22 protein-coding genes and 5 tRNA genes are annotated in these 24,019 nt (G+C 58.7%); 13 read left to right on the top strand and 14 right to left on the bottom strand.

The annotated features are described in order from the left end of the window. Positions 1–2 precede the first annotated feature (2 nt). From nrdH to leuA, 13 genes are all read left to right on the top strand, one after another. On the top strand, positions 3–248 hold the full coding sequence (gene nrdH / locus LGM20_RS05785; RefSeq protein WP_023290750.1) for a glutaredoxin-like protein NrdH: 246 nt from the start codon (positions 3–5) through the stop codon (positions 246–248). Continuing rightward, complete coding sequence (gene nrdI, locus LGM20_RS05780; RefSeq protein WP_023290751.1) at positions 245–655, top strand: class Ib ribonucleoside-diphosphate reductase assembly flavoprotein NrdI; 411 nt, start codon at positions 245–247, stop codon at positions 653–655. The genes nrdH and nrdI overlap by 4 nt, the downstream gene beginning before the upstream one ends. Then, positions 628–2,769: a class 1b ribonucleoside-diphosphate reductase subunit alpha gene (gene nrdE / locus LGM20_RS05775; RefSeq protein WP_044524461.1), complete on the top strand. Its 2,142-nt coding sequence runs from the start codon at positions 628–630 to the stop codon at positions 2,767–2,769. Before nrdI ends, nrdE begins: the two co-directional genes overlap by 28 nt. Before the next feature lie 10 nt (positions 2,770–2,779). After that, positions 2,780–3,742 (top strand): class 1b ribonucleoside-diphosphate reductase subunit beta, encoded by a 963-nt coding sequence (nrdF, locus tag LGM20_RS05770; RefSeq protein ID WP_032453806.1) that lies wholly within the window; start codon positions 2,780–2,782, stop codon positions 3,740–3,742. A 356-nt stretch (positions 3,743–4,098) separates the two neighbouring features. After that, entirely contained in the window at positions 4,099–5,301 is a 1,203-nt protein-coding gene (proV, locus tag LGM20_RS05765; protein WP_002914328.1) for a glycine betaine/L-proline ABC transporter ATP-binding protein ProV, read from the top strand. Further along, on the top strand, positions 5,294–6,361 hold the full coding sequence (proW, locus tag LGM20_RS05760; RefSeq protein ID WP_044524462.1) for a glycine betaine/L-proline ABC transporter permease ProW: 1,068 nt from the start codon (positions 5,294–5,296) through the stop codon (positions 6,359–6,361). Before proV ends, proW begins: the two co-directional genes overlap by 8 nt. A 77-nt stretch (positions 6,362–6,438) precedes the next feature. Then, positions 6,439–7,437, top strand: coding sequence for a glycine betaine/L-proline ABC transporter substrate-binding protein ProX (gene proX, locus LGM20_RS05755; RefSeq protein WP_023290755.1), 999 nt, complete (start codon positions 6,439–6,441; stop codon positions 7,435–7,437). Positions 7,438–7,617: 180 nt separating this feature from the next. Next, positions 7,618–8,364, top strand: a complete 747-nt coding sequence (locus LGM20_RS05750) for an AzlC family ABC transporter permease (RefSeq protein WP_023290756.1) — start codon at positions 7,618–7,620, stop codon at positions 8,362–8,364. After that, positions 8,354–8,689, top strand: a complete 336-nt coding sequence (gene ygaH, locus LGM20_RS05745; RefSeq protein WP_004205699.1) for an L-valine transporter subunit YgaH — start codon at positions 8,354–8,356, stop codon at positions 8,687–8,689. The genes LGM20_RS05750 and ygaH overlap by 11 nt, the downstream gene beginning before the upstream one ends. 90 nt (positions 8,690–8,779) lie before the next feature. Further along, a complete protein-coding gene (gene mprA, locus LGM20_RS05740; RefSeq protein WP_002914337.1) occupies positions 8,780–9,310 on the top strand; it encodes a transcriptional repressor MprA in 531 nt (176 codons plus the stop codon). Between the two features lie 125 nt (positions 9,311–9,435). Further along, positions 9,436–10,608 (top strand): multidrug efflux MFS transporter periplasmic adaptor subunit EmrA, encoded by a 1,173-nt coding sequence (gene emrA, locus LGM20_RS05735; protein WP_004205697.1) that lies wholly within the window; start codon positions 9,436–9,438, stop codon positions 10,606–10,608. Positions 10,609–10,623: 15 nt separating this feature from the next. Next, complete coding sequence (gene emrB / locus LGM20_RS05730) at positions 10,624–12,162, top strand: multidrug efflux MFS transporter permease subunit EmrB (RefSeq protein WP_002914342.1); 1,539 nt, start codon at positions 10,624–10,626, stop codon at positions 12,160–12,162. Between the two features lie 136 nt (positions 12,163–12,298). Next, on the top strand, positions 12,299–13,975 hold the full coding sequence (gene leuA / locus LGM20_RS05725) for a 2-isopropylmalate synthase (RefSeq protein WP_044524463.1): 1,677 nt from the start codon (positions 12,299–12,301) through the stop codon (positions 13,973–13,975). Here the strand turns inward: leuA and LGM20_RS05720 are convergent. The 14 genes from LGM20_RS05720 to recX form a co-directional block, all read right to left on the bottom strand. After that, a complete protein-coding gene (locus tag LGM20_RS05720) occupies positions 13,954–14,721 on the bottom strand; it encodes an AraC family transcriptional regulator (protein ID WP_032456498.1) in 768 nt (255 codons plus the stop codon). The genes leuA and LGM20_RS05720 overlap by 22 nt on opposite strands. 52 nt (positions 14,722–14,773) lie before the next feature. Next, the gene (gene luxS, locus LGM20_RS05715; RefSeq protein ID WP_023290759.1) at positions 14,774–15,289 is read right to left on the bottom strand and encodes an S-ribosylhomocysteine lyase; all 516 of its coding nucleotides are present in this window, start codon (positions 15,287–15,289) and stop codon (positions 14,774–14,776) included. 165 nt (positions 15,290–15,454) lie between these two features. Further along, the gene (gene gshA / locus LGM20_RS05710; protein WP_023290760.1) at positions 15,455–17,011 is read right to left on the bottom strand and encodes a glutamate--cysteine ligase; all 1,557 of its coding nucleotides are present in this window, start codon (positions 17,009–17,011) and stop codon (positions 15,455–15,457) included. Between the two features lie 66 nt (positions 17,012–17,077). After that, complete coding sequence (locus tag LGM20_RS05705; RefSeq protein ID WP_023290761.1) at positions 17,078–17,506, bottom strand: YqaA family protein; 429 nt, start codon at positions 17,504–17,506, stop codon at positions 17,078–17,080. Beyond that, complete coding sequence (yqaB, locus tag LGM20_RS05700; protein ID WP_004205690.1) at positions 17,503–18,069, bottom strand: fructose-1-phosphate/6-phosphogluconate phosphatase; 567 nt, start codon at positions 18,067–18,069, stop codon at positions 17,503–17,505. The genes LGM20_RS05705 and yqaB overlap by 4 nt, the downstream gene beginning before the upstream one ends. 125 nt (positions 18,070–18,194) lie before the next feature. Continuing rightward, positions 18,195–18,509 carry a BON domain-containing protein gene (locus LGM20_RS05695; protein ID WP_023290762.1) on the bottom strand — a complete coding sequence of 105 codons (315 nt, stop codon included), beginning with the start codon at positions 18,507–18,509 and terminating at the stop codon, positions 18,195–18,197. 371 nt (positions 18,510–18,880) lie between these two features. Further along, a tRNA-Arg gene (locus LGM20_RS05690) sits at positions 18,881–18,957 on the bottom strand. Between the two features lie 96 nt (positions 18,958–19,053). Next, a tRNA-Arg gene (locus tag LGM20_RS05685) sits at positions 19,054–19,130 on the bottom strand. 188 nt (positions 19,131–19,318) lie between these two features. Beyond that, positions 19,319–19,395: transfer RNA gene (locus LGM20_RS05680), tRNA-Arg, on the bottom strand. 150 nt (positions 19,396–19,545) lie between these two features. Then, a tRNA-Arg gene (locus LGM20_RS05675) sits at positions 19,546–19,622 on the bottom strand. 4 nt (positions 19,623–19,626) lie between these two features. Beyond that, positions 19,627–19,719 (bottom strand) — tRNA-Ser (locus tag LGM20_RS05670). A gap of 321 nt (positions 19,720–20,040) precedes the next feature. Beyond that, the gene (csrA, locus tag LGM20_RS05665; RefSeq protein WP_000906486.1) at positions 20,041–20,226 is read right to left on the bottom strand and encodes a carbon storage regulator CsrA; all 186 of its coding nucleotides are present in this window, start codon (positions 20,224–20,226) and stop codon (positions 20,041–20,043) included. A 363-nt stretch (positions 20,227–20,589) separates the two neighbouring features. Continuing rightward, the gene (alaS, locus tag LGM20_RS05660) at positions 20,590–23,217 is read right to left on the bottom strand and encodes an alanine--tRNA ligase (protein WP_032453813.1); all 2,628 of its coding nucleotides are present in this window, start codon (positions 23,215–23,217) and stop codon (positions 20,590–20,592) included. A gap of 250 nt (positions 23,218–23,467) precedes the next feature. Beyond that, a complete protein-coding gene (gene recX, locus LGM20_RS05655) occupies positions 23,468–23,968 on the bottom strand; it encodes a recombination regulator RecX (RefSeq protein WP_044524464.1) in 501 nt (166 codons plus the stop codon). Positions 23,969–24,019: the final 51 nt, after the last annotated feature.

Below are 24,019 nucleotides of genomic sequence, written 5' to 3'. Positions count from 1 at the left end.
TCATGCGCATTACTATTTACACTCGAAATGACTGCGTGCAGTGCCATGCCACCCGACGAGCCATGGAGAGCCGGGGACTGGCCTTTGAAATGGTCAACGTCGACCAGCAGCCGGATGCCGCCGACACCCTGCGCGAGCAGGGGTTTCGCCAGCTGCCAGTGGTGATCGCCGGCGACCTGCGCTGGAGCGGCTTCCGCCCGGATATGATCAATCGCCTGCGCCCCTCCGTCGCGACGGCCAGCGCATGAGCCTCATCGTCTACTTCTCCAGCCGTTCGGAGAACACCCATCGCTTTGTGCAGCGCCTGGGGCTGCCGGCGGTGCGCATCCCGCTGAACGAGCGTGAACCTCTGCAGGTAGACGAGCCCTATATTCTCATCGTTCCCAGCTATGGCGGCGGCGGTACCGCCGGCGCCGTGCCGCGTCAGGCGATCCGCTTTTTAAACGACGTACATAACCGTCGGCTGATCCGCGGGGTGATTGCCGCCGGCAATCGCAACTTTGGCGACGCCTGGGGGCGCGCCGGGGATGTCATCGCGCAGAAATGCGCCGTGCCCTATCTCTACCGCTTCGAGCTGATGGGAACCCCCGACGATATCGATAACGTGCGTAAAGGAGTCAGCGAATTTTGGCAACGACAACCGCAGAACGTATAACCGCCGCCGTGGATTTTCACGCCCTCAATGCGATGCTGAATTTGTACGACAGCGAGGGCCGCATCCCGTTTGAGAAAGATCGCCAGGCGGTTGAGGCTTTTATGGCGACCCAGGTTCAGCCCAACACCCTCGCCTTTGCCAGCCAGGAGGATAAACTCAGCTGGCTCGTCCGCGAGGGGTATTACGATCCACAGCTGCTGGCCGGCTATGATCGCGGGTTTGTGCTGGCGCTGTTCGCCCATGCCCGGCGCGCCGCGTTTCGCTTCCAGACCTTCCTCGGCGCCTGGAAGTTCTATACCAGCTACGCGCTGAAGAGCTTTGACGGCAAGCACTACCTCGAGGATTTCGCGGAACGCAGCGTAATGGTGGCCCTGACGCTGGCCCGGGGCGATGAACAGCAGGCGCGGCAGCTGACGGAGGAGATACTCAGCGGCCGCTTCCAGCCGGCCACGCCCACCTTCCTTAACGCCGGCAAACAGCAGCGCGGGGAGCTGATCTCCTGCTTCCTGCTGCGCATTGAAGATAATATGGAGTCCATCGGCCGGGCGGTGAACTCGGCGCTGCAGTTGTCGAAGCGCGGCGGCGGCGTGGCCATTTTACTCTCCAATCTGCGCGAGGCCGGGGCGCCGATCAAGCGCATCGAAAATCAGTCCTCCGGCGTGGTGCCGGTGATGAAGATGCTGGAGGACGCCTTCTCCTATGCCAACCAGCTCGGCGCCCGCCAGGGGGCGGGGGCGGTCTGGCTGCACGCTCACCATCCCGATATTTTGCGCTTCCTTGATACCCGGCGTGAAAATGCCGATGAGAAAATCCGCATCAAAACCCTGTCGCTGGGGGTGGTGATCCCTGACATCACCTTCCAGCTGGCGAAAGAAGACGCGCAGATGGCGCTCTTCTCGCCGTATGATGTCGAACGGCTGTACGGCAAACCCTTCGCCGACTGCGCCATCGGCGACCTCTATCCACAGCTGGTAGCCGACGATCGGGTTCGCAAACGCTGGATCCGCGCCCGCGACCTGTTCCAGCGCCTGGCGGAGATCCAGTTTGAATCCGGCTACCCGTACATCATGTTTGAAGACACGGTGAACCGCGCCAGTCCGGTGGCCGGGCGGGTCACCATGAGCAATCTGTGTTCCGAGATCCTGCAGGTCAGTACGCCGTCCGCCTATAATGAAGATCTCAGCTATGCCCATATCGGGGAAGATATCTCCTGCAACCTCGGCTCGCTGAACATCGCCCACACCATGGACTCGCCGGATTTCGGCCTCACTATCGCCACCGCGGTGCGCGCCCTGACCGCCGTGTCCGACATGAGCCACATTCAGTCGGTCCCCTCCGTGGCGGCCGGCAACGCCGCCTCCCACGCCATCGGCCTGGGGCAGATGAATCTTCACGGCTACCTGGCGCGGGAAGGCATTGCCTACGGCAGCCCGGAGGGGCTGGACTTCACCAATATCTACTTCTACACCGTGACCTGGCACGCGCTGCACACCTCGATGCTGTTGGCCCGCGAGCGCGGCCAGCGCTTCGCCGGCTTCGGGCAGTCGCGCTACGCCAGCGGGGAATACTTCGACAAATATCTGCAGGAGTCGTGGCAGCCGAAAACCGAACGGGTCCGCGCGCTGTTCGCCCGCGCCGGCATCTCCCTGCCCGACCGGGAAAGCTGGCGCCAGCTGCGCGACGACGTCATGCGCTATGGCATTTACAACCGCTATCTGCAGGCGGTGCCGCCCACCGGCTCGATCTCGTACATCAACCATGCTACCTCCAGCATTCACCCGATCGTCTCGAAGATTGAGATCCGCAAAGAAGGGAAAACCGGACGGGTGTACTACCCCGCGCCGTTTATGAATAACGATAATCTGGCCCTCTACCAGGATGCGTACGAGATAGGCCCCCGGAAGATCATCGACACCTACGCCGAGGCGACGCGCCACGTCGATCAGGGGCTGTCGCTGACCCTGTTCTTCCCGGATACCGCCACCACCCGCGATATCAACAAGGCGCAAATCTACGCCTGGAAGAAAGGCATTAAGACGCTGTACTACATCCGACTGCGCCAGCTGGCGCTGGAAGGCACTGAAATTGAAGGCTGCGTGTCCTGCGCGCTGTAAGGAGAACAGGATGACCCATTTAACGCGCGTCAGCGCGATCAACTGGAACCGCATCGATGACGATAAAGATCTGGAGGTGTGGAATCGTCTCACCAGCAACTTCTGGCTGCCGGAGAAAGTGCCGCTGTCGAACGACATTCCCGCCTGGCAAACCCTCAGCGCGGCGGAGCAACAGTTGACCATTCGCGTTTTTACCGGGCTGACCCTGCTCGACACCATTCAGAACACCATCGGCGCGCCGGCGCTGATGGCGGACGCTCTGACCCCGCATGAGGAGGCGGTGCTGTCGAACATCAGCTTTATGGAAGCGGTTCATGCCCGCTCTTACAGCTCCATCTTTTCCACGCTGTGCCACAGCAAAGAGGTGGATGCCGCCTTCGCCTGGAGCGAAAGCTGCGAACCTCTGCAGCGCAAAGCGCAGCTGATGCTGGGCTACTATCAGGCCGACGAGCCGCTGAAGAAAAAAATCGCCAGCGTGTTCCTCGAATCCTTTCTCTTCTATTCCGGCTTCTGGCTGCCGATGCACTTCTCCAGTCGGGGAAAACTGACCAATACCGCGGATCTGATCCGCCTGATCATTCGCGATGAAGCGGTGCATGGCTATTACATCGGCTACAAGTATCAGAAAGGACTGGAGATCGTCAGCCCCGGTAAGCGCGAAGAATTGAAAAACTTCGCCCTCGATCTGCTGATGGATCTGTACGACAACGAGCTGGCCTACAGCCGGGAACTGTACGGCGAGAGCGGCTGGTTCGACGACGTCAGCGCCTTCCTGTGCTACAACGCCAACAAAGCGCTGATGAACCTCGGCTACGAGGCGCTGTTCCCGGCGGAGATGGCGGCGGTTAACCCGGCGATCCTCGCGGCGCTGTCACCCAACGCCGATGAAAACCACGACTTTTTCTCCGGCTCCGGCTCCTCCTACGTGATAGGAAAAATGGAAGAGACCGCCGACGACGACTGGGACTTTTAACCGTACTTTCATCAGGAATATCGCCCGCATATTCCTGGTGATCAATTTCACAGAATCGCGATTAATCCACCAAATATTCTCTCCATGGTCTAACCGTCATCACTTCGTCATATTTAGCAGAAAACCGGTCCATTTCAGTCGAATTATCCAAAGATAATCAAAAAATATTACCCACAACAAATTACCGCTCAGCCCTTATATCACGGGGGCTGTGCCGCCATGTCCCTCACTCCATTTTGCCGAGAGTTCGCCATTGAGGGTTGTCACAGAATCTGAGTATGTTAGGGTGTAAAAAGATCATTATCACCATTGGGTACCATATCGCAATAAACAAATAACAGGAACTTCTCTATTGCATGGCAATTAAATTAGAAATCAAAAATCTTTATAAGATATTTGGCGAGCACCCTCATCGTGCTTTCAAATATATTGAGAAAGGACTCAACAAAGCGCAAATACTGGAAAAAACGGGGCTGTCGCTTGGCGTCAAAGACGCCAGTCTGGCCATTGAAGAAGGCGAGATATTCGTCATCATGGGGCTCTCCGGCTCGGGGAAATCCACCATGGTTCGCCTTCTCAATCGCCTGATTGAACCCACCCGCGGCCAGGTGCTGATTGACGGGGTCGATATCGCCAAAATGTCGGACGCCGAGCTGCGCGAGGTGCGTCGTAAAAAAATTGCGATGGTTTTTCAGTCCTTTGCGCTAATGCCGCACATGAGCGTGCTCGACAATACGGCGTTTGGCATGGCGCTTGCCGGCGTCCCGGCCGCTGAGCGAGAGCAAAAAGCGCGGGAAGCGCTGCGTCAGGTGGGGCTGGAGAATTATGCCCACGCCTGGCCGGATGAACTCTCCGGCGGGATGCGTCAGCGCGTCGGTTTAGCCCGCGCCCTGGCGATTAATCCCGATATTCTGTTAATGGATGAAGCCTTCTCCGCGCTCGATCCGCTCATTCGCACCGAAATGCAGGATGAGCTGATCAAATTACAGGCTAAGCATCAGCGTACCATTGTCTTTATTTCCCATGACCTTGATGAAGCCATGCGAATTGGCGATCGTATCGCCATTATGCAAAATGGCGAAGTGGTTCAGGTCGGCACTCCGGATGAAATATTGAATAATCCGGCCAATGATTATGTCCGCACCTTCTTCCGCGGCGTCGATATTAGCCAGGTCTTCAGCGCGAAAGATATTGCCCGTCGTAGCCCGGTCGGCCTGATTCGTAAAACGCCAGGTTTTGGCCCCCGCTCTGCGCTGAAATTATTACAGGATGAAGACCGGGAATATGGTTATGTCATTGAGCGCGGTAATCGCTTTGTCGGGATTGTCTCGATCGATTCTCTGAAAACCGCGCTCAGCGCCGGCCAGGGGATCGAGGCGGCGCTGATTGACGCCCCGCTGGCGGTGGAGGCGCAAACGCCGCTCAGCGATCTGCTCTCCCACGTCGGCCACGCCCCGTGCGCCGTCCCGGTGGTGGATGAAGAACAACAATATATTGGCATCATTTCCAAACGAATGTTGCTCCAGGCTTTAGATCGCGAGGGGGTGAATCATGGCTGATCAAACCAATCCGTGGGACAGCGCCCCGGCAACCGACAGCGCCGCTCAGGCTGCAGACGCCTGGGGTGGCGCCTCAACTGCCGCGCCGACTAATGGCGGCGGCGCCGACTGGCTGCACAGCGCCCCGGCGCCGCAGCCGGAACAGTTCAGTATCATGGATCCGTTCCATAAGACCCTGATCCCGCTCGACAGCTGGGTGACCCACGCCATCGACTGGATCGTGCTGCACTTCCGCCCGCTGTTCCAGGGGATCCGCGTGCCGATCGACTACATCCTCAGCGCCTTCCAGCAGCTGCTGTTGGGGATGCCGGCGCCGGTGGCGATTATCGTCTTCGCGCTGATCGCCTGGCAGATCTCCAGCCTCGGCATGGGGGTCGCCACCCTGGTCTCGCTGATTGCCATCGGCGCCATCGGCGCGTGGTCGCAGGCGATGGTCACCCTGGCGCTGGTCCTCACCGCCCTGCTGTTCTGCATGATCATCGGCCTGCCGCTGGGGATCTGGCTGGCGCGCAGTCCGCGAGCGGCGAAAATTATCCGCCCGCTGCTGGATGCCATGCAGACCACGCCGGCCTTCGTCTACCTGGTGCCGATCGTGATGCTGTTCGGCATCGGCAACGTGCCCGGCGTGGTGGTGACGATTATCTTCGCCCTGCCGCCGATCGTCCGTCTGACCATCCTCGGTATAAACCAGGTGCCTGCGGATCTGATCGAAGCGTCGCGTTCGTTTGGCGCCAGCCCGCGCCAGCTGCTGTTTAAAGTTCAGCTGCCGCTGGCGATGCCCACCATTATGGCCGGGGTTAACCAAACGCTGATGCTGGCCCTGTCGATGGTGGTGATCGCCTCAATGATCGCCGTCGGCGGTCTTGGCCAGATGGTGCTGCGCGGCATTGGCCGCCTGGATATGGGCCTGGCCACCGTCGGCGGCGTGGGGATCGTGATCCTGGCGATTATTCTTGACCGCCTCACCCAGGCCGTCGGCCGCGACGCCCGCAGTCGCGGCAACCGCCGCTGGTACACCACCGGCCCGCTGGGGCTTCTCACTCGCCCTTTCTGTCGATAAGTCGATAACAGCGCCGCACCCCGGCACCAGCCGATGCCGGGGTGCCGCCTTCCCGTTAAACAATAAGAGGAACCACCATGCGACATAGCACGATGATGGCCACCGCCGCCTTTGCCACCCTGATCGCCACCAGCGCCTTCGCCGCCGACCTGCCGGGGAAAGGAATTACCGTCAAGCCGGCCCAGAGCACTATCTCCGAAGAGAGCTTCCAGACCCTGCTGGTCAGCCGCGCGCTGGAGAAGCTTGGCTACACCGTCGAAAAACCGAGCGAAGTGGACTATAACGTTGCCTATACCTCGATTGCCGCCGGGGATACTACCTTTATCGCCACCAACTGGCAGCCGCTGCACGATGACATGTACGCCGCGGCGGGCGGTGATAACAAATTTTACCGCAAGGGGGTGTACGTCTCAGGCGCCGCCCAGGGCTATCTGATCGATAAAAAAACCGCCGAGCAGTACCACATCACCTCTATCGATCAGCTCAAAGATCCGCAGATCGCCAAACTGTTTGATACTAACAACGACGGTAAAGCGGACCTCACCGGCTGCACCCCGGGCTGGGGCTGCGAAGCGGTGATTAACCACCAGATTGACGCCTATGGCCTGAGCAAAACCGTTACCCATAACCAGGGCAACTACGCGGCGATGATGGCCGACACCATCGCCCGCTATAAAGAGGGTAAACCGGTGCTCTACTACACCTGGACGCCGTACTGGGTTAGCGACGTGCTGAAGCCTGGCAAAGACGTCGTCTGGCTGCAGGTGCCGTTCTCCTCCCTGCCGGGCGAGCAAAAAAACATCGATACCAAACTGGCCAACGGCGCCAACTATGGCTTCCCGGTCAACACCATGCACATTGTCGCCAACAAAGCCTGGGCGGAGAAAAATCCGGCCGCCGCCACTCTGTTTAGCGTCATGAAGCTGCCGATCGCCGACATCAACGCCGAGAATGCGATGATGCACGAAGGCCATGCTTCCGAAGCCGACATTAACGGTCATGTTGATGGTTGGATTAAAGCCCACCAGCCGCTGTTCGACAGCTGGGTGAAAGCCGCGCTCGCCGCGCAGCAGTAACCCGCCCCCGGATAAGGCCCGGCGCCTTATCCGGGCCCCTTCCCCGCCTTTCATCCCGTCAGGGTCATGGAAAAGCGGATTACGGGCATTTTCATAGTGTTAAGGCGCGTCGCGCTCTGTTAAGGTGGGGACATCGGTCAATTTGCCACCTTCACATGGATCCAGCGATAAGTTATTCATATGGAAAACCCCGCGCCCTTAACCTGTGCCTTATCTGAACGTGTCGCTACCGTCGGCGAAGGCATTAAAGACAGTCTCCCCATCGTCATCAGCTACCTTCCGGTGGCATTCGCCTTCGGACTGAACGCCACCCGGCTGGGTTTCACCCCGCTGGAAAGCCTGTTTTTCTCCTGCATTATTTACGCCGGCGCCAGCCAGTTTGTGATCACCGCCATGCTGGCCGCCGGCAGTTCGCTGTGGGTCGCCGCCCTGACGGTGATGGCGATGGACGTCCGCCACGTGCTGTATGGCCCCTCGCTGCGCAGCCGCATTCATACCGCGCTGGACAAAAAGAAGACCGCCCTCTGGGCCTTCGGCCTGACCGATGAGGTTTTCGCCGCCGCCACCGCCAGGCTGGTTCGCGACAACCGACGCTGGAGCGAAAACTGGATGCTCGGTCTCGCGTTTACCTCATGGGCATCGTGGGTGTGCGGCACGCTGGCCGGCGCCTGGTCCGGCAACGGCCTGCTGGTGGATTATCCGGCGGTGGAAGCCGCGCTCGGCTTTATGCTGCCGGCGCTGTTTATGAGCTTCCTGCTGGCCTCTTTCCAGCGCCAGCAATCGCTGTGCGTCACGGCGGCGCTGGCGGGCGCGCTGGGCGGCATTCTGTTATTTTCCATTCCGGCGGCGATCCTCGCCGGGATTGTCTGCGGGTGTCTGACGGCGCTGGTCCAGGCCATGCTGAAGGGGATGCCGGATGAACAGTGAGGTCCTTCTGCTCGGAGTGATTGTCGGCGGCGTGAACTATCTGTTTCGTTATCTTCCCCTGCGTCTGCGCGCGGGTCATGCCCGGCCTGCCCGTCGTGGCCCGGTCAGCGTGCTGCTGGATACCATCGGCATCGCCTCGATTTGCGCGCTGCTGGTGGTCTCCAGCGTGCCGGAGATCCTCGCCGATGCCCATCGCCTGGCGCCGACGCTGATCGGCTTCCTGGTGCTGGGGGGCGCCTTCTGGAAAACCCGCAGCATTATTATCCCGACCCTGCTGTCGGCGTTGGCCTACGGTCTGGCCTGGAAAATCGCCAGCGGGCTCTAAGCTTTGCGTATCAATTTTGGTCAATAATTCATTTGATTTATTTGTCACAATAGTTATTATATCGGCTGTAATTAATGAGGTCATACCCAAATGGATAGTTCGTTTACTCCCATTGAGCAAATGCTCAAGTTCCGCGCCAGCCGCCATGAAGATTTCCCGTTCCAGGAGATTCTGTTAACTCGTCTTTGCATGCATATGCAAGGTAAGCTGCTGGAAAATCGCAATAAAATGCTCAAAGCGCAGGGAATTAACGAGACATTATTTATGGCGCTGATTACGCTGGAGTCGCAGGAAAACCACAGCATTCAGCCGTCCGAGCTGAGCTGTGCGCTGGGCTCGTCGCGTACTAACGCCACCCGTATCGCTGATGAACTGGAAAAACGCGGCTGGATTGAACGCCGCGAGAGCGATAACGATCGACGCTGTCTGCATCTGCAGCTGACCGAAAAGGGCCATCAGTTTTTGCGTGAAGTCCTGCCGCCGCAGCATAACTGCCTGCACCAACTGTGGTCTTCACTCAGCACCAGCGAAAAAGATCAGCTCGAACACATTACCCGCAAACTCCTGAGCCGCCTTGACCAAATGGAAGAAGAAGGCGTGCTGGCGGACTCTCTACGCTAAGGGCGGCGTCGCTCAGCCCATTTTTACGTTGCAAGGAAAACAGCCAGGCCAGCAGATCTCTGCTGGCCTTTCTGATAAACAGGTCGGCTCAGCCGATGTGAAATAATAAGATCGTGGAGAATAACATGAGCGCAAATGCGGAGAGCCAAACCCCGCAGCAACCAGGCAGCAAAAAAGGAAAGCGTAAAGGCGCCCTTCTGTTGCTGACATTGCTCTTCATTATTATTGCCGTGGCATATGGGATTTACTGGTTTCTGGTACTGCGTCACTACGAAGAGACCGACGATGCCTACGTGGCAGGGAACCAGGTGCAAATTATGGCCCAGGTCTCGGGCAGCGTGACCAAAGTCTGGGCAGACAACACGGACTATGTGCAGAAAGGCGATCCGCTGGTCACTCTCGATCAGACCGATGCCCAACAGGCGTTTGAGAAAGCCAAAACGCAGCTGGCCGCCAGCGTGCGTCAAACCCGTCAGCAGATGATCAACAGCAAGCAGCTGCAGGCGAATATTGACGTCAAAAAGACCGCCCTCGCCCAGGCGCAGGCTGACCTGAACCGCCGCATCCCGCTGGGCGCCGCGAACCTCATCGGCCGCGAAGAGCTGCAGCACGCCCGCGACACCGTCGCCAGCGCGCAGGCCGAGCTTGACGTGGCAATCCAGCAGTACAACGCCAACCAGGCGATCGTGCTGGGTACCAAACTGGAACAGCAGCCGGCGGTGCTGCAGGCGGCGACCGAAGTGCGTAACGCCTGGCTGGCCCTACAGCGTACGCAGATCGTCAGCCCGATTAGCGGCTACGTTTCCCGCCGCTCGGTACAGCCTGGGGCGCAGATCGGCACCACCACGCCGCTGATGGCGGTGGTTCCGGCGACCAACCTGTGGATCGACGCTAACTTTAAAGAGACCCAGCTGGCGCATATGCGCATCGGCCAGCCGGCCACCGTAATCAGCGACATCTATGGCGATGACGTGAAATACACCGGCAAGGTGGTTGGTCTGGATATGGGAACCGGGAGCGCCTTCTCCCTGCTGCCGGCGCAGAACGCCACCGGCAACTGGATCAAAGTGGTACAGCGCTTGCCGGTCCGCATCGAGCTGGATGAAAAACAGCTGGCGGAACATCCGCTGCGCATCGGCCTCTCGACGCTGGTGGAAGTTAACACCACCGATCGCGATGGCGAAATGCTGGCAAGCCAGGTGCGGAGCTCCCCGGTCTACGAGAGCAATGCCCGTGAAATCGCTCTCGATCCGGTCAATAAACTGATAGACGAGATCATTCAGGCCAACGCCGGATAATTCGGGGTGAGTGTAATGCAACAGCAAAAACCGCTGGAAGGCGCGCAGCTGGTCATCATGACCATTGCGCTGTCGCTCGCGACGTTCATGCAGGTGCTGGATTCCACTATCGCCAACGTGGCGATCCCGACCATCGCCGGTAACCTTGGCTCATCGCTGAGCCAGGGGACCTGGGTCATCACCTCGTTCGGGGTCGCTAACGCCATCTCCATTCCGATCACCGGGTGGCTGGCCAAGCGCGTGGGCGAGGTGAAGCTGTTCCTGTGGTCCACCACCGCTTTCGCCATCGCCTCCTGGGCCTGCGGCGTCTCCAACAGCCTGACGATGCTGATCTTTTTCCGCGTCATTCAGGGGATTGTTGCCGGGCCGCTGATCCCGCTGTCGCAAAGTCTATTGCTCAGCAACTATCCGCCGGCGAAACGCTCTATCGCCCTGGCGCTGTGGTCGATGACGGTGATCGTCGCCCCCATCTGCGGCCCGATCCTCGGCGGCTATATCAGCGATAACTACCACTGGGGATGGATCTTCTTTATCAACGTGCCCATTGGCGTGGCGGTGGTGCTGATGACCCTGCAGACCCTGCGCAACCGGGAAACCAAAACCGAACAGCGGCGTATCGACGGCGTCGGCCTGGCGCTGCTGATCATCGGTATCGGTAGCCTGCAGGTGATGCTGGACCGGGGTAAAGAGCTGGACTGGTTCTCCTCCAATGAAATTATCATTCTGACCATCGTGGCGGTGGTGGCGATAAGCTTCCTGATCGTCTGGGAGCTGACCGACGATAACCCGATTGTCGATCTGTCGCTGTTTAAGTCGCGCAACTTCACCATCGGCTGCCTCTGTATCAGCCTGGCCTACATGCTCTACTTCGGGGCCATCGTGCTGCTGCCGCAGCTGTTGCAGGAGGTCTACGGCTACACCGCGACCTGGGCCGGCCTGGCGTCAGCGCCGGTGGGGGTGATCCCGGTCATTCTGTCGCCGATTATCGGCCGCTTTGCGCATAAGCTCGATATGCGACGGCTGGTCACCTTCAGCTTTATCATGTACGCCGTCTGCTTCTACTGGCGCGCCTGGACCTTCGAACCGGGGATGGACTTTGGCGCCTCGGCGTGGCCGCAGTTTATCCAGGGCTTCGCGGTAGCCTGCTTCTTCATGCCGTTGACCACCATCACCCTCTCCGGCCTGCCGCCGGAACGGCTGGCGGCGGCGTCGAGCTTGTCGAACTTCACCCGTACCCTTGCCGGCTCCATCGGGACCTCGATCACCACCACCCTGTGGACCAACCGCGAGGCGCTGCACCATGCGCAGCTCACCGAATCGGTGACGCCGTTCAACCCCAATGCGCAGCAGATCTACGATCAGCTGCAGGGGATGGGAATGACGCAGCAGCAGGCGTCCGGCTGGATAGCGCAGCAGATAACCAACCAGGGACTGATTATCTCCGCCAACGAAATCTTCTGGATCTCAGCGGCCATTTTCATCCTGCTGTTGGGATTGGTGTGGTTCGCCAGACCCCCGTTCAGCGCCGGCGGCGGCGGCGGCGGCGCGCACTAAGCCTCACATTAAGGGACCTGCGGGTCCCTTTTTTACGGCGTCAGGTTGTCCAGTTCTCGCTAGTTTCTGTCTCGTTTGCGAAAGCCCGCCAGCCGGCGCTCGGGCAGGATAGAGGCTGACTATTAAGGAGAACACTATGCTGAGCCATCCTGCTGAAAAGTACCGTCCCTATCCGCCGATTACCCTGCCCGACCGCCGCTGGCCGGACCGGCAAATCAGCCACGCCCCACGCTGGCTGTCGACCGACCTGCGCGACGGCAACCAGGCGCTGGCGGAGCCCATGGACAGCGCCCGCAAACTGCAGTTCTGGGATCTGCTGCTGGAGTGCGGCTTTAAAGAGATTGAGGTCGCCTTCCCTTCCGCTTCACAAACCGACTTCAACTTTGTCCGCCAGCTGATTGACGAACAGCGCATCCCGGAGGATGTCACTATCCAGGTGCTGACCCAGGCGCGAGACCCGCTGATCCTGCGCACCTTTGAGGCGCTGCGCGGCGCCCGCCGGGCCACCGTCCACCTCTACAATGCCACCGCGCCGCTGTTCCGCGAGCTGGTTTTCGGCATGGACAAGGCCGAGGTGATCGCCCTCGCGACCCGCGCCACCCGGCTTATCCGTCAGCAGTGCGAACAGCAGCCAGAGACCCGCTGGCAATATGAATATTCGCCTGAAACCTTCTGCTTCACCGAGCCCGAGTTTGCGCTTGAGATTTGCGAAGCGGTGGCGGATGTCTGGCAGCCCTGCGCCGAGCGACCGATGATCGTCAATCTGCCGGCGACGGTGGAAGTCAACACCCCGAATGTCTATGCCGATCAGATCGAATATTTTTGCCGCCACTTCTCCCGCCGCGGCGAAGTCTGCATCAGCGTGCATCCGCACAATGACCGCGGCACCGGCGTCGCCAGCGCCGAGCTGGCGGTGATGGCCGGTGCCGACCGGGTGGAAGGCTGCCTGTTTGGCAACGGCGAACGCACCGGCAATGTCTGTCTGGTGACGCTGGCGATGAATCTCTACAGCCAGGGCATCGACCCTGAGCTTCGCTTCGAGCAGATGAACCGGGTGGTGGAAGTGGTGGAAAACTGCAATCAGATCCCCGTTCACCCGCGCCACCCGTGGGCGGGAAGTCTGGCCTACACTGCCTTCTCCGGTTCCCATCAGGATGCGATCAAAAAAGGGTTTGATGCCCGTCAGCCTGGCGACCCATGGCGGATGCCCTACCTGCCCATTGACCCGCAGGATATTGGCTGCAGCTATGAGGCGGTGATCCGCGTCAACAGCCAGTCGGGGAAAAGCGGCAGCGCCTGGCTTATCGAACAAAATCATGGCCTGAAGCTGCCCCGCGGGCTGCAGCAGGACTTCAGCCAGCACGTTCAGCAGGCCACCGATAGCGACGGCAAAGAGATGACCCACCATGCGCTGTGGCAGCTGTTCCGCACGCGCTACGGGCTGCAGACGCAGTCTGCGCTGACGCTGGTCGATTATCAGAGCGCCAGCCAGCAGAATGGCCAGCTTTCCCTGCAGGCAACGCTGCGTCACCACGGCGAAACCCGACGCCTGCAGGGCCAGGGCAACGGCCTGCTCTCCGCCGCAGCCAGCGGCCTCAGCGCGCTGTTTCGGCAACCGTTTATGATCAAGGACTATCATGAGCATACCCTCGGCGCGCGCAGCGACAGCCGGTCGGTGGCCTATATCCGCTGCGTTTTTCCGCAAGGAGAAAGCTACTGGGGCGTGGGTATCGATAATGACGTGGCGCGCGCCTCGCTGCAGGCGCTGTGCAATGCGCTCAGCGCCGCCGATCAGGCCGGGGGACGAAAATAGTCGCTGGGGGCGACGCCCATCACCCGACGAAACATGGCGCTGAAGGCGCTGTGGCTGCCGTAGCCCAGCTCCAGCGCCACCCGCAGCACGGAGTGGCCCTGCGCCAGGCGAATCAACGCTTCCATTAGCTTCGCCCGGCGCACCCACTCGCGCCACGTCAGGCTAGTCTGCTGCTGAAAATGGCGGTTCAGGGTTCGCTCGCTCATGCTGCACGCCTTCGCCGCCTGGCTGCTGCTCCAGACGTCGCCCGGCGCCTCGCGCACCTGCTGACACAGCCGGCGCAGCGTTTCGCTTTGCGGCTCCGGCAGGCCAAACGGCAGGATCGCCATCCCGCGGATCTCATCGAGGATCAGCTCATAAATCCGTTCGTCGCGGCTGGCGGGGGCATAGCGCTCGGCCAGCGCCAGGGAAGAGACGATCAGTTCCCGCAGCAGCGGCGTGATCTGTACGATCTGGCAGCCCGCCGGAAGATCGGCGCGCGCCAGCGGATCGATAAACAACGTGCGCGCCGCGACGTTGCCGGTCATGCGCAGCGCGTGAGGCGTTCCCGCCGGCAGCCAGACGCCGCGCCCGGGCGGCACCACCCAGTAGCCTGCCGGCGTCGCCACCCGCACCACGCCGCTTAAAATATGCAGCAGCTGGGCGCAGTCATGCTGATGCCAGTCTTCCTGGTCACCGTGAGCGTAATCATGGGCAAAGGGCACCAGCGGGCGGTGCTGAAAGGAGAAGGTGGTGGTGGTCGTCATGGCGGCGTCGGGAGAGCGGCCCGGCGACAGGCGTCGGGCCGCGGCGGAAGCACTAGATGTGCAGTTCCTGCAGTTTTTCTTTCGGCAACGCCAGTTCGTCGTTGCTGTTGATGCGCACATCGCGCTCAATGATATGACGAGCGATCTCCTGCGCCTCTTCCAGCGAGTGCATGGTATAGGTCCCGCACTGGTAGACGTTCAGCTCCGGGATCTGGTTCTGATCTTGCACCTTCAGCACGTCGGCCATCGCCGCTTTCCAGGCGTCGGCGACGCGCTGCTCGTCCGGCGTACCAATCAGGCTCATATAGAACCCGGTGCGGCAGCCCATCGGCGAAATGTCGATAATTTCCACGCCATTCCCGTTCAGGTGATCGCGCATAAAGCCGGCGAACAGGTGCTCCAGGGTGTGGATACCGCGCTCCGGCATCACTTCCTGGTTCGGCACGCAGAAGCGCAGATCGAATACGGTGATTTCATCGCCATGCGGCGTGTTCATTTTCTTCGCGACACGCACCGCTGGGGCTTCCATTCGGGTATGGTCGACTGTGAAACTATCTAACAACGGCATTCGTCACCTCCGGGAGTGAATTTTTTTAAAATAAAATGAACTCTTTGTTCAGCCGCGAGTCTCAGTATATGAAAGACGCGCATTTATTATCATCATCATCCCTGAATCAGAGATGAAAGTTTGGCCACAGTGATGTGGCCTTTTTCTTTTCCAGCGCTTCGACCGCTACGCGTGCCGCGCCAACAGCGCCTCAAACGGCTCGCTGTCTTCCGCTTCTACTTTCTTCTGTCGCGCCACCGACGCGTCGCGCTCGGCGATGAAGTCTTCTTCGCTCAGGATCTCCAGCGGCTCTTCACGCAGCTGGGTGCGGTAACGATCGGCCAGCGCACGGCCGGTTCCGCCAATCCCTTCTTCAATCATAGAACGCAGAATGCGGGCTGAGAAGGTTAATTCCGGATCGTCAAAACAGGCCAGCAGCTCATCGCAGACCTGTTGATAGGCCTCGCCGCCGTGAATGCTGTCCAGCGTCTGCGCCACGCGGCGTAAATCGCGGAACAGATCTTTACCTACCTGCGCCAGCGGGAACTGCGCGCTTTCGCAGCCGATGCCCAACGTTAAGCCCGGCTTACGGCCTTCCAGAATCACCCGATTCCAGTTGGTGCGAGTGCACAGCAGCTCATCGCTGCTCATCTCCGGCGCGTCGGCCAGCGCGCACCAAACCATAAACAGATCGAGGAAACGCACCTGCTGGGCGTCAACGCCGATCGGCGAGAACGGGTTGATATCCAGCGAACGCACTTCAATGTACTCAATGCCGCCGCGCAGCAGCGCATCGGACGGGGTTTCGCCCCGACGGGTGACGCGTTTCGGGCGGATCGGCGCATAGAGTTCGTTTTCAATCTGCAGGATATTGCTGTTGATCTGCAGATACTTACCGTCTTTTTCCAGCCCGATTTTGGCGTACTCTTCCGACGGCGTTTTAATCGCGCGCTTCAATCCTGCCACATACTCGTGCAGATCGTTAAACGTAATTCCGAGATTGCTTTGCGACTTATTGGTATAACCGAGGTCGCTGAGGCGCAGCGAGGTGGCGTACGGCAGGTAGTACATGCCGTTGCCCGTCTCCTCAAAGGGCAGCGACGTCGGCTTTCCTTGCAGGAATGAAGAGCAAATCGCCGGCGAGGCGCCGAACAGATACGGGATCACCCAGCCAAAGCGATAGTAGTTACGAATCGTGCGGAAATAGCCTGCCGAAATGGCCTCTTTCCCGCTTTCAGCGTCTTCCACACCGCACTTCGCCTGCCAGAACGTCATCGGCAGCGAGAAGTTATAGTGCACGCCGGAGATAGTCTGCATCAGCGCGCCGTAGCGGTTCTTCAGCCCCTCGCGATACAGCGTTTTCAGGCGTCCCACGTTAGAGGTGCCGTACTGCGCCAGCTCAATATCCTGACCGGGGGCGATATAGCAAGGCATGCTCAGCGGCCACATCCGCTCGTCACCAAGCTGACGCGCGGTATAGCGATGGACATCGCGCATAAAGGTCAGCATATGCTCAATATCGCCGTCCACCGGCGTAATAAACTCGAGTAAAGCTTCGGCAAAATCGGTGGTAATCCATTTATGCGTCAGCGCTGAGCCTAACGCCAGAGGGTGACCGGTCGTCGCCAGCGTACCGTCTGCGTTCACGCGCAGCGTCTCCCGCTCCAGACCACGTTGAATACCCTGCAGGGCCTGCGGATGTTTTTCCAGCCAGGCCAGCGCCTGTGATACGTCCGGGATCAATTTGACCTCCCGCCTGTCGAAATCGTTTGAATAAGCATAATTGTAATGGATGAACTATCAGTCCAATTAGTGCCACCACGTCATGCCCTGAAGCGTCGCTGCCGCAATGACGATATAGCGCAGCGCCTTTCCAAGGCATAAGAAAAAGAGTACCGGTCCCCAGGAAATGCGCATCCATCCCGCCAGCAAACACAGTAAATCGCCGACAACCGGCGCCCAGCTTAGCAACAGCGTCACCGCGCCGTAGCGCTTAAGCCAGCCGGCCGCCCGCTCCTGCCAGCGCGAGGTTTTACGCAGCGGAAACAGGCGCCCCAGAATAACGTTAGTTACCCCTCCAAGGCTATTGCCGATTGTTGCTATTAATACTAACCACCACGGATGACTAACCCCCGTAAGAAGCATCGCAACCAGCACAACCTCCGAATTGCCGGGAAGCAGCGTGGCGCTTAAAAAGCTACTGGCAAACAGCGAGAGGAGTGACAGCGCGTCGCTCACAGCAAACGCACGTCTACAGCGTCCATTCCCGCGCGCTTCGCCGCCTGCAGACCAAAGTCGGCATCTTCGAAGACCACGCATTTTTCCGGCGCGACGCCCATGCGCTCGGCGCACAGCAGGAAGGTATCGGGCGCGGGTTTATGGTTGACCACATGATCGGCCGCCACCACCGCGGAGAAGTAATGACGCAGGCCCAGGTGCGCCAGCAGCGCTTCGGCGACGGCGCTTTCACTACCGGTGCCGACCGACATCGGGCGACGGCCGTGCCACGCTTTGACCACCTCGATCAGCGGCAATGGGCGTACGCTATCCAGCAGCATCGCCTTAACGGCCAGGGTTTTTTCCTGCGCCAGGCGATGTGGATCGAGATCCGCCTGGTTGAGTTCAATAATCGCCTGGGCAATCCGCCAGGTCGGTGAGCCATTGAGGGCGACCATCGCCTGTTCGTCGAAACGCATACCGTAGCGGCCCAGCACCTCGTTCCATGCCTGACGGTGGGTCGGCTCGGTATCGAGGATGGTGCCATCCATATCAAAGATCAGTCCTGCGTAACCTTCGTACATCGTCTTCTCACCAACCGGTTAATGAATGGTTACTGTAACGCAAAAGCCGGTCGTTGTCGCGGCCAGCGGCGCAGACGACAAAGGCGCCCACAGGCGCCTTCAGGCATCAGACCGGATAGCCGGCCTTATTTAATACGCAGATCGTTTTCGACCATTCGCACACCCTGCACCCGACGGGTGACTTCCACCGCCCGTTTAGCGCTTTCCGCGGAGGAGACAAATCCGCTCAGCTGGACGCGGCCTTTAAAGGTCTGGACGCTGATTTCAGAGGACTTGATGTCTTTATCGTTAAAGAGCGCCGTTTTCACCTTAGTGGTCACCACGGTATCGTCAATGTAACCGCCGGTACTTTCTTTGGTGGACGAACCGGCACAGCCAGCGAGGACCGTCGCCACCAGCAGCGTCGCGCAAAAAGCAGGTATTGCTTTGAACCATTTCATGGATTTCTCTCCTTGCATTTATCTCAGCCTGATAACGCTGATATACAAGGATAAATTATAGTGGAAAGCGCGGCTTGCCAATAAAAAAGTCGGATGAAACTGGGATGAAAAACGCGGTTATCGGGATGGCGAGGGAAGCGTGAAGAGGGTTCCGTTGCTTACGCAACGTTATCCGCCCTGGTGCTGGCGATAATTTCGCAGACCATGAAACAACATTTTCGCTGTTACTAAGGAGAATATGGTGCATCCGGGAGGATGACTCGGCTGCGCCTCGCCCTTCGGGCCGTTGCTTACGCAACGTTATCCTCCCTGATGCTGGCGATAATTTCGCAGACCATGAAACAACATTTTCGCTGTTGCTAAGGAGAATATGGTGCATCCGGGAGGATTCGAACCTCCGACCGCTCGGTTCGTAGCCGAGTACTCTATCCAGCTGAGCTACGGATGCATCGGGAAAGCGATTGTACTGCGGGGTTACTCTCCTGGCGCTGACGATAATTTCGCAGACCATGAAACAACATTTTCGCTGTTGCTAAGGAGAATATGGTGCATCCGGGAGGATTCGAACCTCCGACCGCTCGGTTCGTAGCCGAGTACTCTATCCAGCTGAGCTACGGATGCATCGGAATAACTAGTTTACTACAGAATTCATCTGAATAATCAGAATCAGGCAAGAATGGTGCATCCGGGAGGATGACTCGTCTACGCCTCGCCCTACGGGCCGTTGCTTACGCAACGTTATCCTCCCTGGTGCTGGCGAAAATTTCGCAGACCATGTAACAACGATATTGCTGTTACTAAGGATAATATGGTGCATCCGGGAGGATTCGAACCTCCGACCGCTCGGTTCGTAGCCGAGTACTCTATCCAGCTGAGCTACGGATGCATCGGGAAACTTGCTTTACTACGCGTCAGTGTCACAACTAACACATGCCACACTGAGTATGACGGCCTAATCGGTAGAGTGACTCGATTATGCCTCGCACTGCGGGCCGCTGCTTTCACAGCGCTCTTCTCTCTTAATTCAGAAAGAAGATGGTGCATCCGGGAGGATTCGAACCTCCGACCGCTCGGTTCGTAGCCGAGTACTCTATCCAGCTGAGCTACGGATGCAAAATGGCGGTGAGGCGGGGATTCGAACCCCGGATGCAGCTTTTGACCGCATACTCCCTTAGCAGGGGAGCGCCTTCAGCCTCTCGGCCACCTCACCACACACGCCTCTTTCGAGTGCTTCGAAGAACTTGTTTCTGCTCTTCGTCGCTGCGATGGCGCACATATTACTTTCTGGTACTTATAAGTCAAACACTTTTTCGAGACCTTTTTTCGTTTGCACACTTCGCACGCAATTCGCGTGCAAAAACGGCAAAAAGGGCAATTTATCAACAGGAAATCAGCCCTGACGCAGGCATAACGCTAAACGACCAAAGCAGCAAAGGGTGATGAAAAGCGGTATGGCGCAGGGGAAAAAACAGAAAAAGGGAAAAAGCGACGGTAAGTGATGCGCCTCACTGAACAGCGAGGCGCGGAAACCTTAGTAACTGGACTGCTGGGATTTTTCAGCCTGAATACGCTGGTAGATCTCTTCACGGTGAACAGATACTTCTTTAGGGGCGTTTACGCCAATACGAACCTGGTTACCCTTCACCCCTAAAACTGTCACAGTGACCTCATCTCCAATCATGAGGGTCTCACCAACTCGACGAGTCAGAATCAGCATTCTTTGCTCCTTGAAAGATTAAAAGAGTCGGGTCTCTCGTATCCCGGCATTATCCATCATATAACGCCAAAAAGTAAGCGATGACAAATACCTTGCGGTATAAGCAGTCATGGCATCACATTCTGTTAAACCTAAGTTTAGCCGATATACACAATTTCAACCCGACTTTATCGTTATCGGTGTTTCTCGCGCAAGGTGCCATTTCCCTGAGGTTACGGCACCTATACCCGTCATACTTCAGGTTGCATGTGTGTTGGCTTTCCTCGCTCCCCCCAGTCACTTACTTGAGTAAGCTCCCGGGGATTCGCTGCGTCGCCGCCTTCCTGCAACTCGAATTATTTAGGGTATATGCGCTTATAGTTATTACAGTTTTGCGCTGACCCAGCCTTTCACACTGGCTAACGCTGCAGGGAGAGCAGACGCATCGGTACCACCGGCCTGCGCCATATCCGGACGACCGCCCCCTTTACCGCCCACCTGCTGAGCGACCATACCAACCAGCTCCCCAGCCTTCACGCGATCTGTCACATCCTTAGACACACCGGCAATCAGGGAAACTTTACCGTCTGCGACCGTAGCCAACACCACAACCGTCGAACCCAGCTGGTTCTTCAGGTCGTCAACCATGGTACGCAGCATCTTCGGCTCCACGCCGGCCAGTTCGCTGACCAGCAGCTTAACGCCGTTAATCTCTTCCGCTTTGCTGGAGAGGTTTGCGCTCTCCTGCGCCGCAGCCTGCTCTTTCAGCTGCTGCAGCTCTTTTTCCAGCTGACGGGTACGCTCCAGCGCGGCGCGAACTTTCTCGCCGAGATTGTGGCTGTCGCCCTTCAGCAGCTGTGCGATATCGCTGAGCTGATCGCTCTGCGCGTGCAGCATGGCTATCGCGCCCTCACCGGTCACCGCTTCGATACGGCGCACGCCAGCGGCGGTACCGGACTCAGACGTGATGCGGAACAGGCCGATATCACCGGTACGCGCCGCGTGAGTCCCGCCGCACAGTTCAGTGGAGAAGTCGCCCATCTGCAGCACGCGGACGCGGTCATCGTATTTCTCGCCGAACAGCGCCATGGCGCCGGATGCGCGCGCGGCATCGATATCCATAATGTTGGTTTCGATAGCCAGGTTACGACGGATCTGCGCGTTGACCAGATCTTCCACTGCACGAATCTCTTCCGGCTTCATCGCTTCGAAATGCGAGAAGTCAAAGCGCAGCGCTTTATCGTTGACCAGCGAGCCTTTCTGCGCCACATGGGTGCCGAGCACCTGGCGCAGCGCCGCGTGCATCAGGTGCGTCGCGGAGTGGTTCAGACGGATACGCTGACGGCGAGCCTCGTCCACATCGGCCTGCACCGCGTCGCCCACTTTCAGGGAGCCGCTGGCGACTTTACCGATATGACCAATGGCTTGGCCGTACTTCTGCGTGTCGCTGACCGCGAAGGAGAAGCCCGCGCCTTTCAGTTCGCCTTTATCGCCCACCTGGCCGCCGGACTCCGCATAGAACGGGGTCTGGTCGAGGATCACCACGGCTTCCTGACCCGCGCTGACGCTATCCACCGCTTTGCCGTCGATAAACAGCGCCGTCACTTTGCCGTTCAGCTCCAGACGATCGTAACCTTTAAATTCAGAGGCGCCGTCAACGCGGATCATCGCGTTGTAGTCCGCGCCGAAACCGCTGGACTCGCGCGCGCGGCGGCGCTGCTCTTCCATGGCGGCCTCAAAGCCGGCTTCGTCAACCTTGATGTTGCGCTCGCGGCAGACGTCCGCGGTCAGGTCGACCGGGAAGCCGTAGGTGTCGTACAGACGGAAGGCGGTTTCGCCATCCAGGGTGTCGCCTTTCAGCTTCGACAGCTCTTCATCCAGCAGCGCCAGTCCGCGCTCCAGAGTACGGGCGAACTGCTCTTCTTCGGTTTTCAGCACCTGCTCAACCTGAGCCTGCTGCTGCTTCAGCTCTTCGCCGGCGGAGCCCATCACGGCAATCAGCGGGGCAACCAGTTTCCAGAAGAAGGTGTCCTTCGCGCCCAGCATGTTGCCGTGACGGATCGCGCGGCGAATGATGCGACGCAGCACGTAGCCGCGGTTTTCATTCGACGGGATAACGCCGTCAGCGATCAGGAAGGCGCAGGAGCGAATGTGGTCGGCGATTACGCGCAGCGACTTGTTCGTCAGATCGGTGGCGCCGGTGACTTTCGCCACGCTGGCGATCAGATCGCGGAACAGGTCGATGTCATAGTTGGAGTTAACGTGCTGCAGCACCGCGGCAATACGCTCCAGGCCCATACCGGTGTCGACGGACGGCTTCGGCAGCGGCTCCATGGTGCCGTCAGCCTGACGGTTGAACTGCATGAAGACGATGTTCCAGATCTCAATGTAGCGGTCGCCGTCTTCTTCCGGGCTTCCCGGAGGGCCGCCCCAGATGTGATCGCCGTGGTCAAAGAAGATTTCGGTGCACGGGCCGCACGGACCGGTGTCGCCCATCTGCCAGAAGTTGTCTGAAGCAAACGGCGCGCCTTTGTTGTCGCCGATGCGGATGATTCGCTCGCGCGGGACGCCTACTTCATTGGCCCAGATGTCGAATGCTTCGTCATCGGTCTCGTAAACGGTGACCCACAGCTTCTCTTTCGGCAGCGCGAACCAGTTCTCACCGGTCAGCAGTTCCCACGCGTATTTGATGGCATCCTGCTTGAAGTAGTCGCCGAAGCTAAAGTTGCCCAGCATTTCAAAGAAGGTGTGGTGACGCGCGGTGTAACCGACGTTTTCCAGATCGTTGTGTTTACCACCCGCACGCACGCAACGCTGCGCGGTGGTCGCACGCGAATAATTACGTTTGTCGAGACCAAGGAAGACATCCTTGAACTGGTTCATCCCTGCGTTGGTAAACAGCAGGGTCGGATCGTTGTGCGGCACCAGGGAGCTGCTGGCAACTACCTGATGTCCCTTGCTATGGAAAAAGTCGAGAAACGCCTGACGGATCTCAGCGGTGCTCTTGCTCATAATTATCCTGAAATCAAGCTACACGTCATCCTTCAAGTCGCCTCTGTCCTGGCTGCGCTTGCTCTTCCGGCACCGAACTGACGTGCGCTGCGGAAGATAGTCTCTCTTGCCGCCCTGATGCAGCTTGAATGATTTTGTGTAAAGGAATAATCGCCCAGGACGCTGCCTGCACTGTCACAACCAGCGGCCCGACGGAATAAAGTGGGAATAAGATAAGTTTTCTTTACGGCGAAGTAAAATCCCGGATGGGTCAATCTGCAAAATTTCGCCAGATTTCCTGGATATCTTCCATCAGGTAGCCACGGTACAGCAGGAATCGCTGGATTTTCACTTTTTCAGTAAAGGCGGATGGTAACGGTTCACCGTATTTACGCTGCGCCTGCGCCCTGGCAAGGCTCACCCAGTCGATATCGCATTCGCGCATCGCCTGTTCAACGGCCTGGCGCGCAATGCCTTTCTGGCTGAGCTCCTGACGAATGCGCGCGGGGCCATAGCCTTTGCGGCTCCGGCTGGCGATGAACTGGCCGACAAAACGATTATCGTCGAGATAGCGGTTTTCGATACACCAGGCCATCACCTGCTCCAGCTCTTCAGGGGTGACGTCCAGCGCCTCGGGGCCGTTTTTGCTCATCACCGGAGCGGCCAGTTTGCGCCGCAGCTCCTGTTCGCTGTGGTCGCGCATCGCCAGGATACGGATAGCGCGGTCCAGCAGACGAGCATAGCCGGATCGGCGTGATGAAGGTTCAGTCACAGGCACCTCAATAATCTAAGAAAAGCAAAAGGGCCGCATAAGCAGCCCTTT

This window comes from Klebsiella quasipneumoniae subsp. quasipneumoniae (assembly GCF_020525925.1).
In the GTDB taxonomy this organism is placed as follows: domain Bacteria; phylum Pseudomonadota; class Gammaproteobacteria; order Enterobacterales; family Enterobacteriaceae; genus Klebsiella; species Klebsiella quasipneumoniae.
The sequence above is the reverse complement of the archived record's forward strand: the minus strand, read 5'-3'. Positions and strand labels throughout refer to the sequence as shown.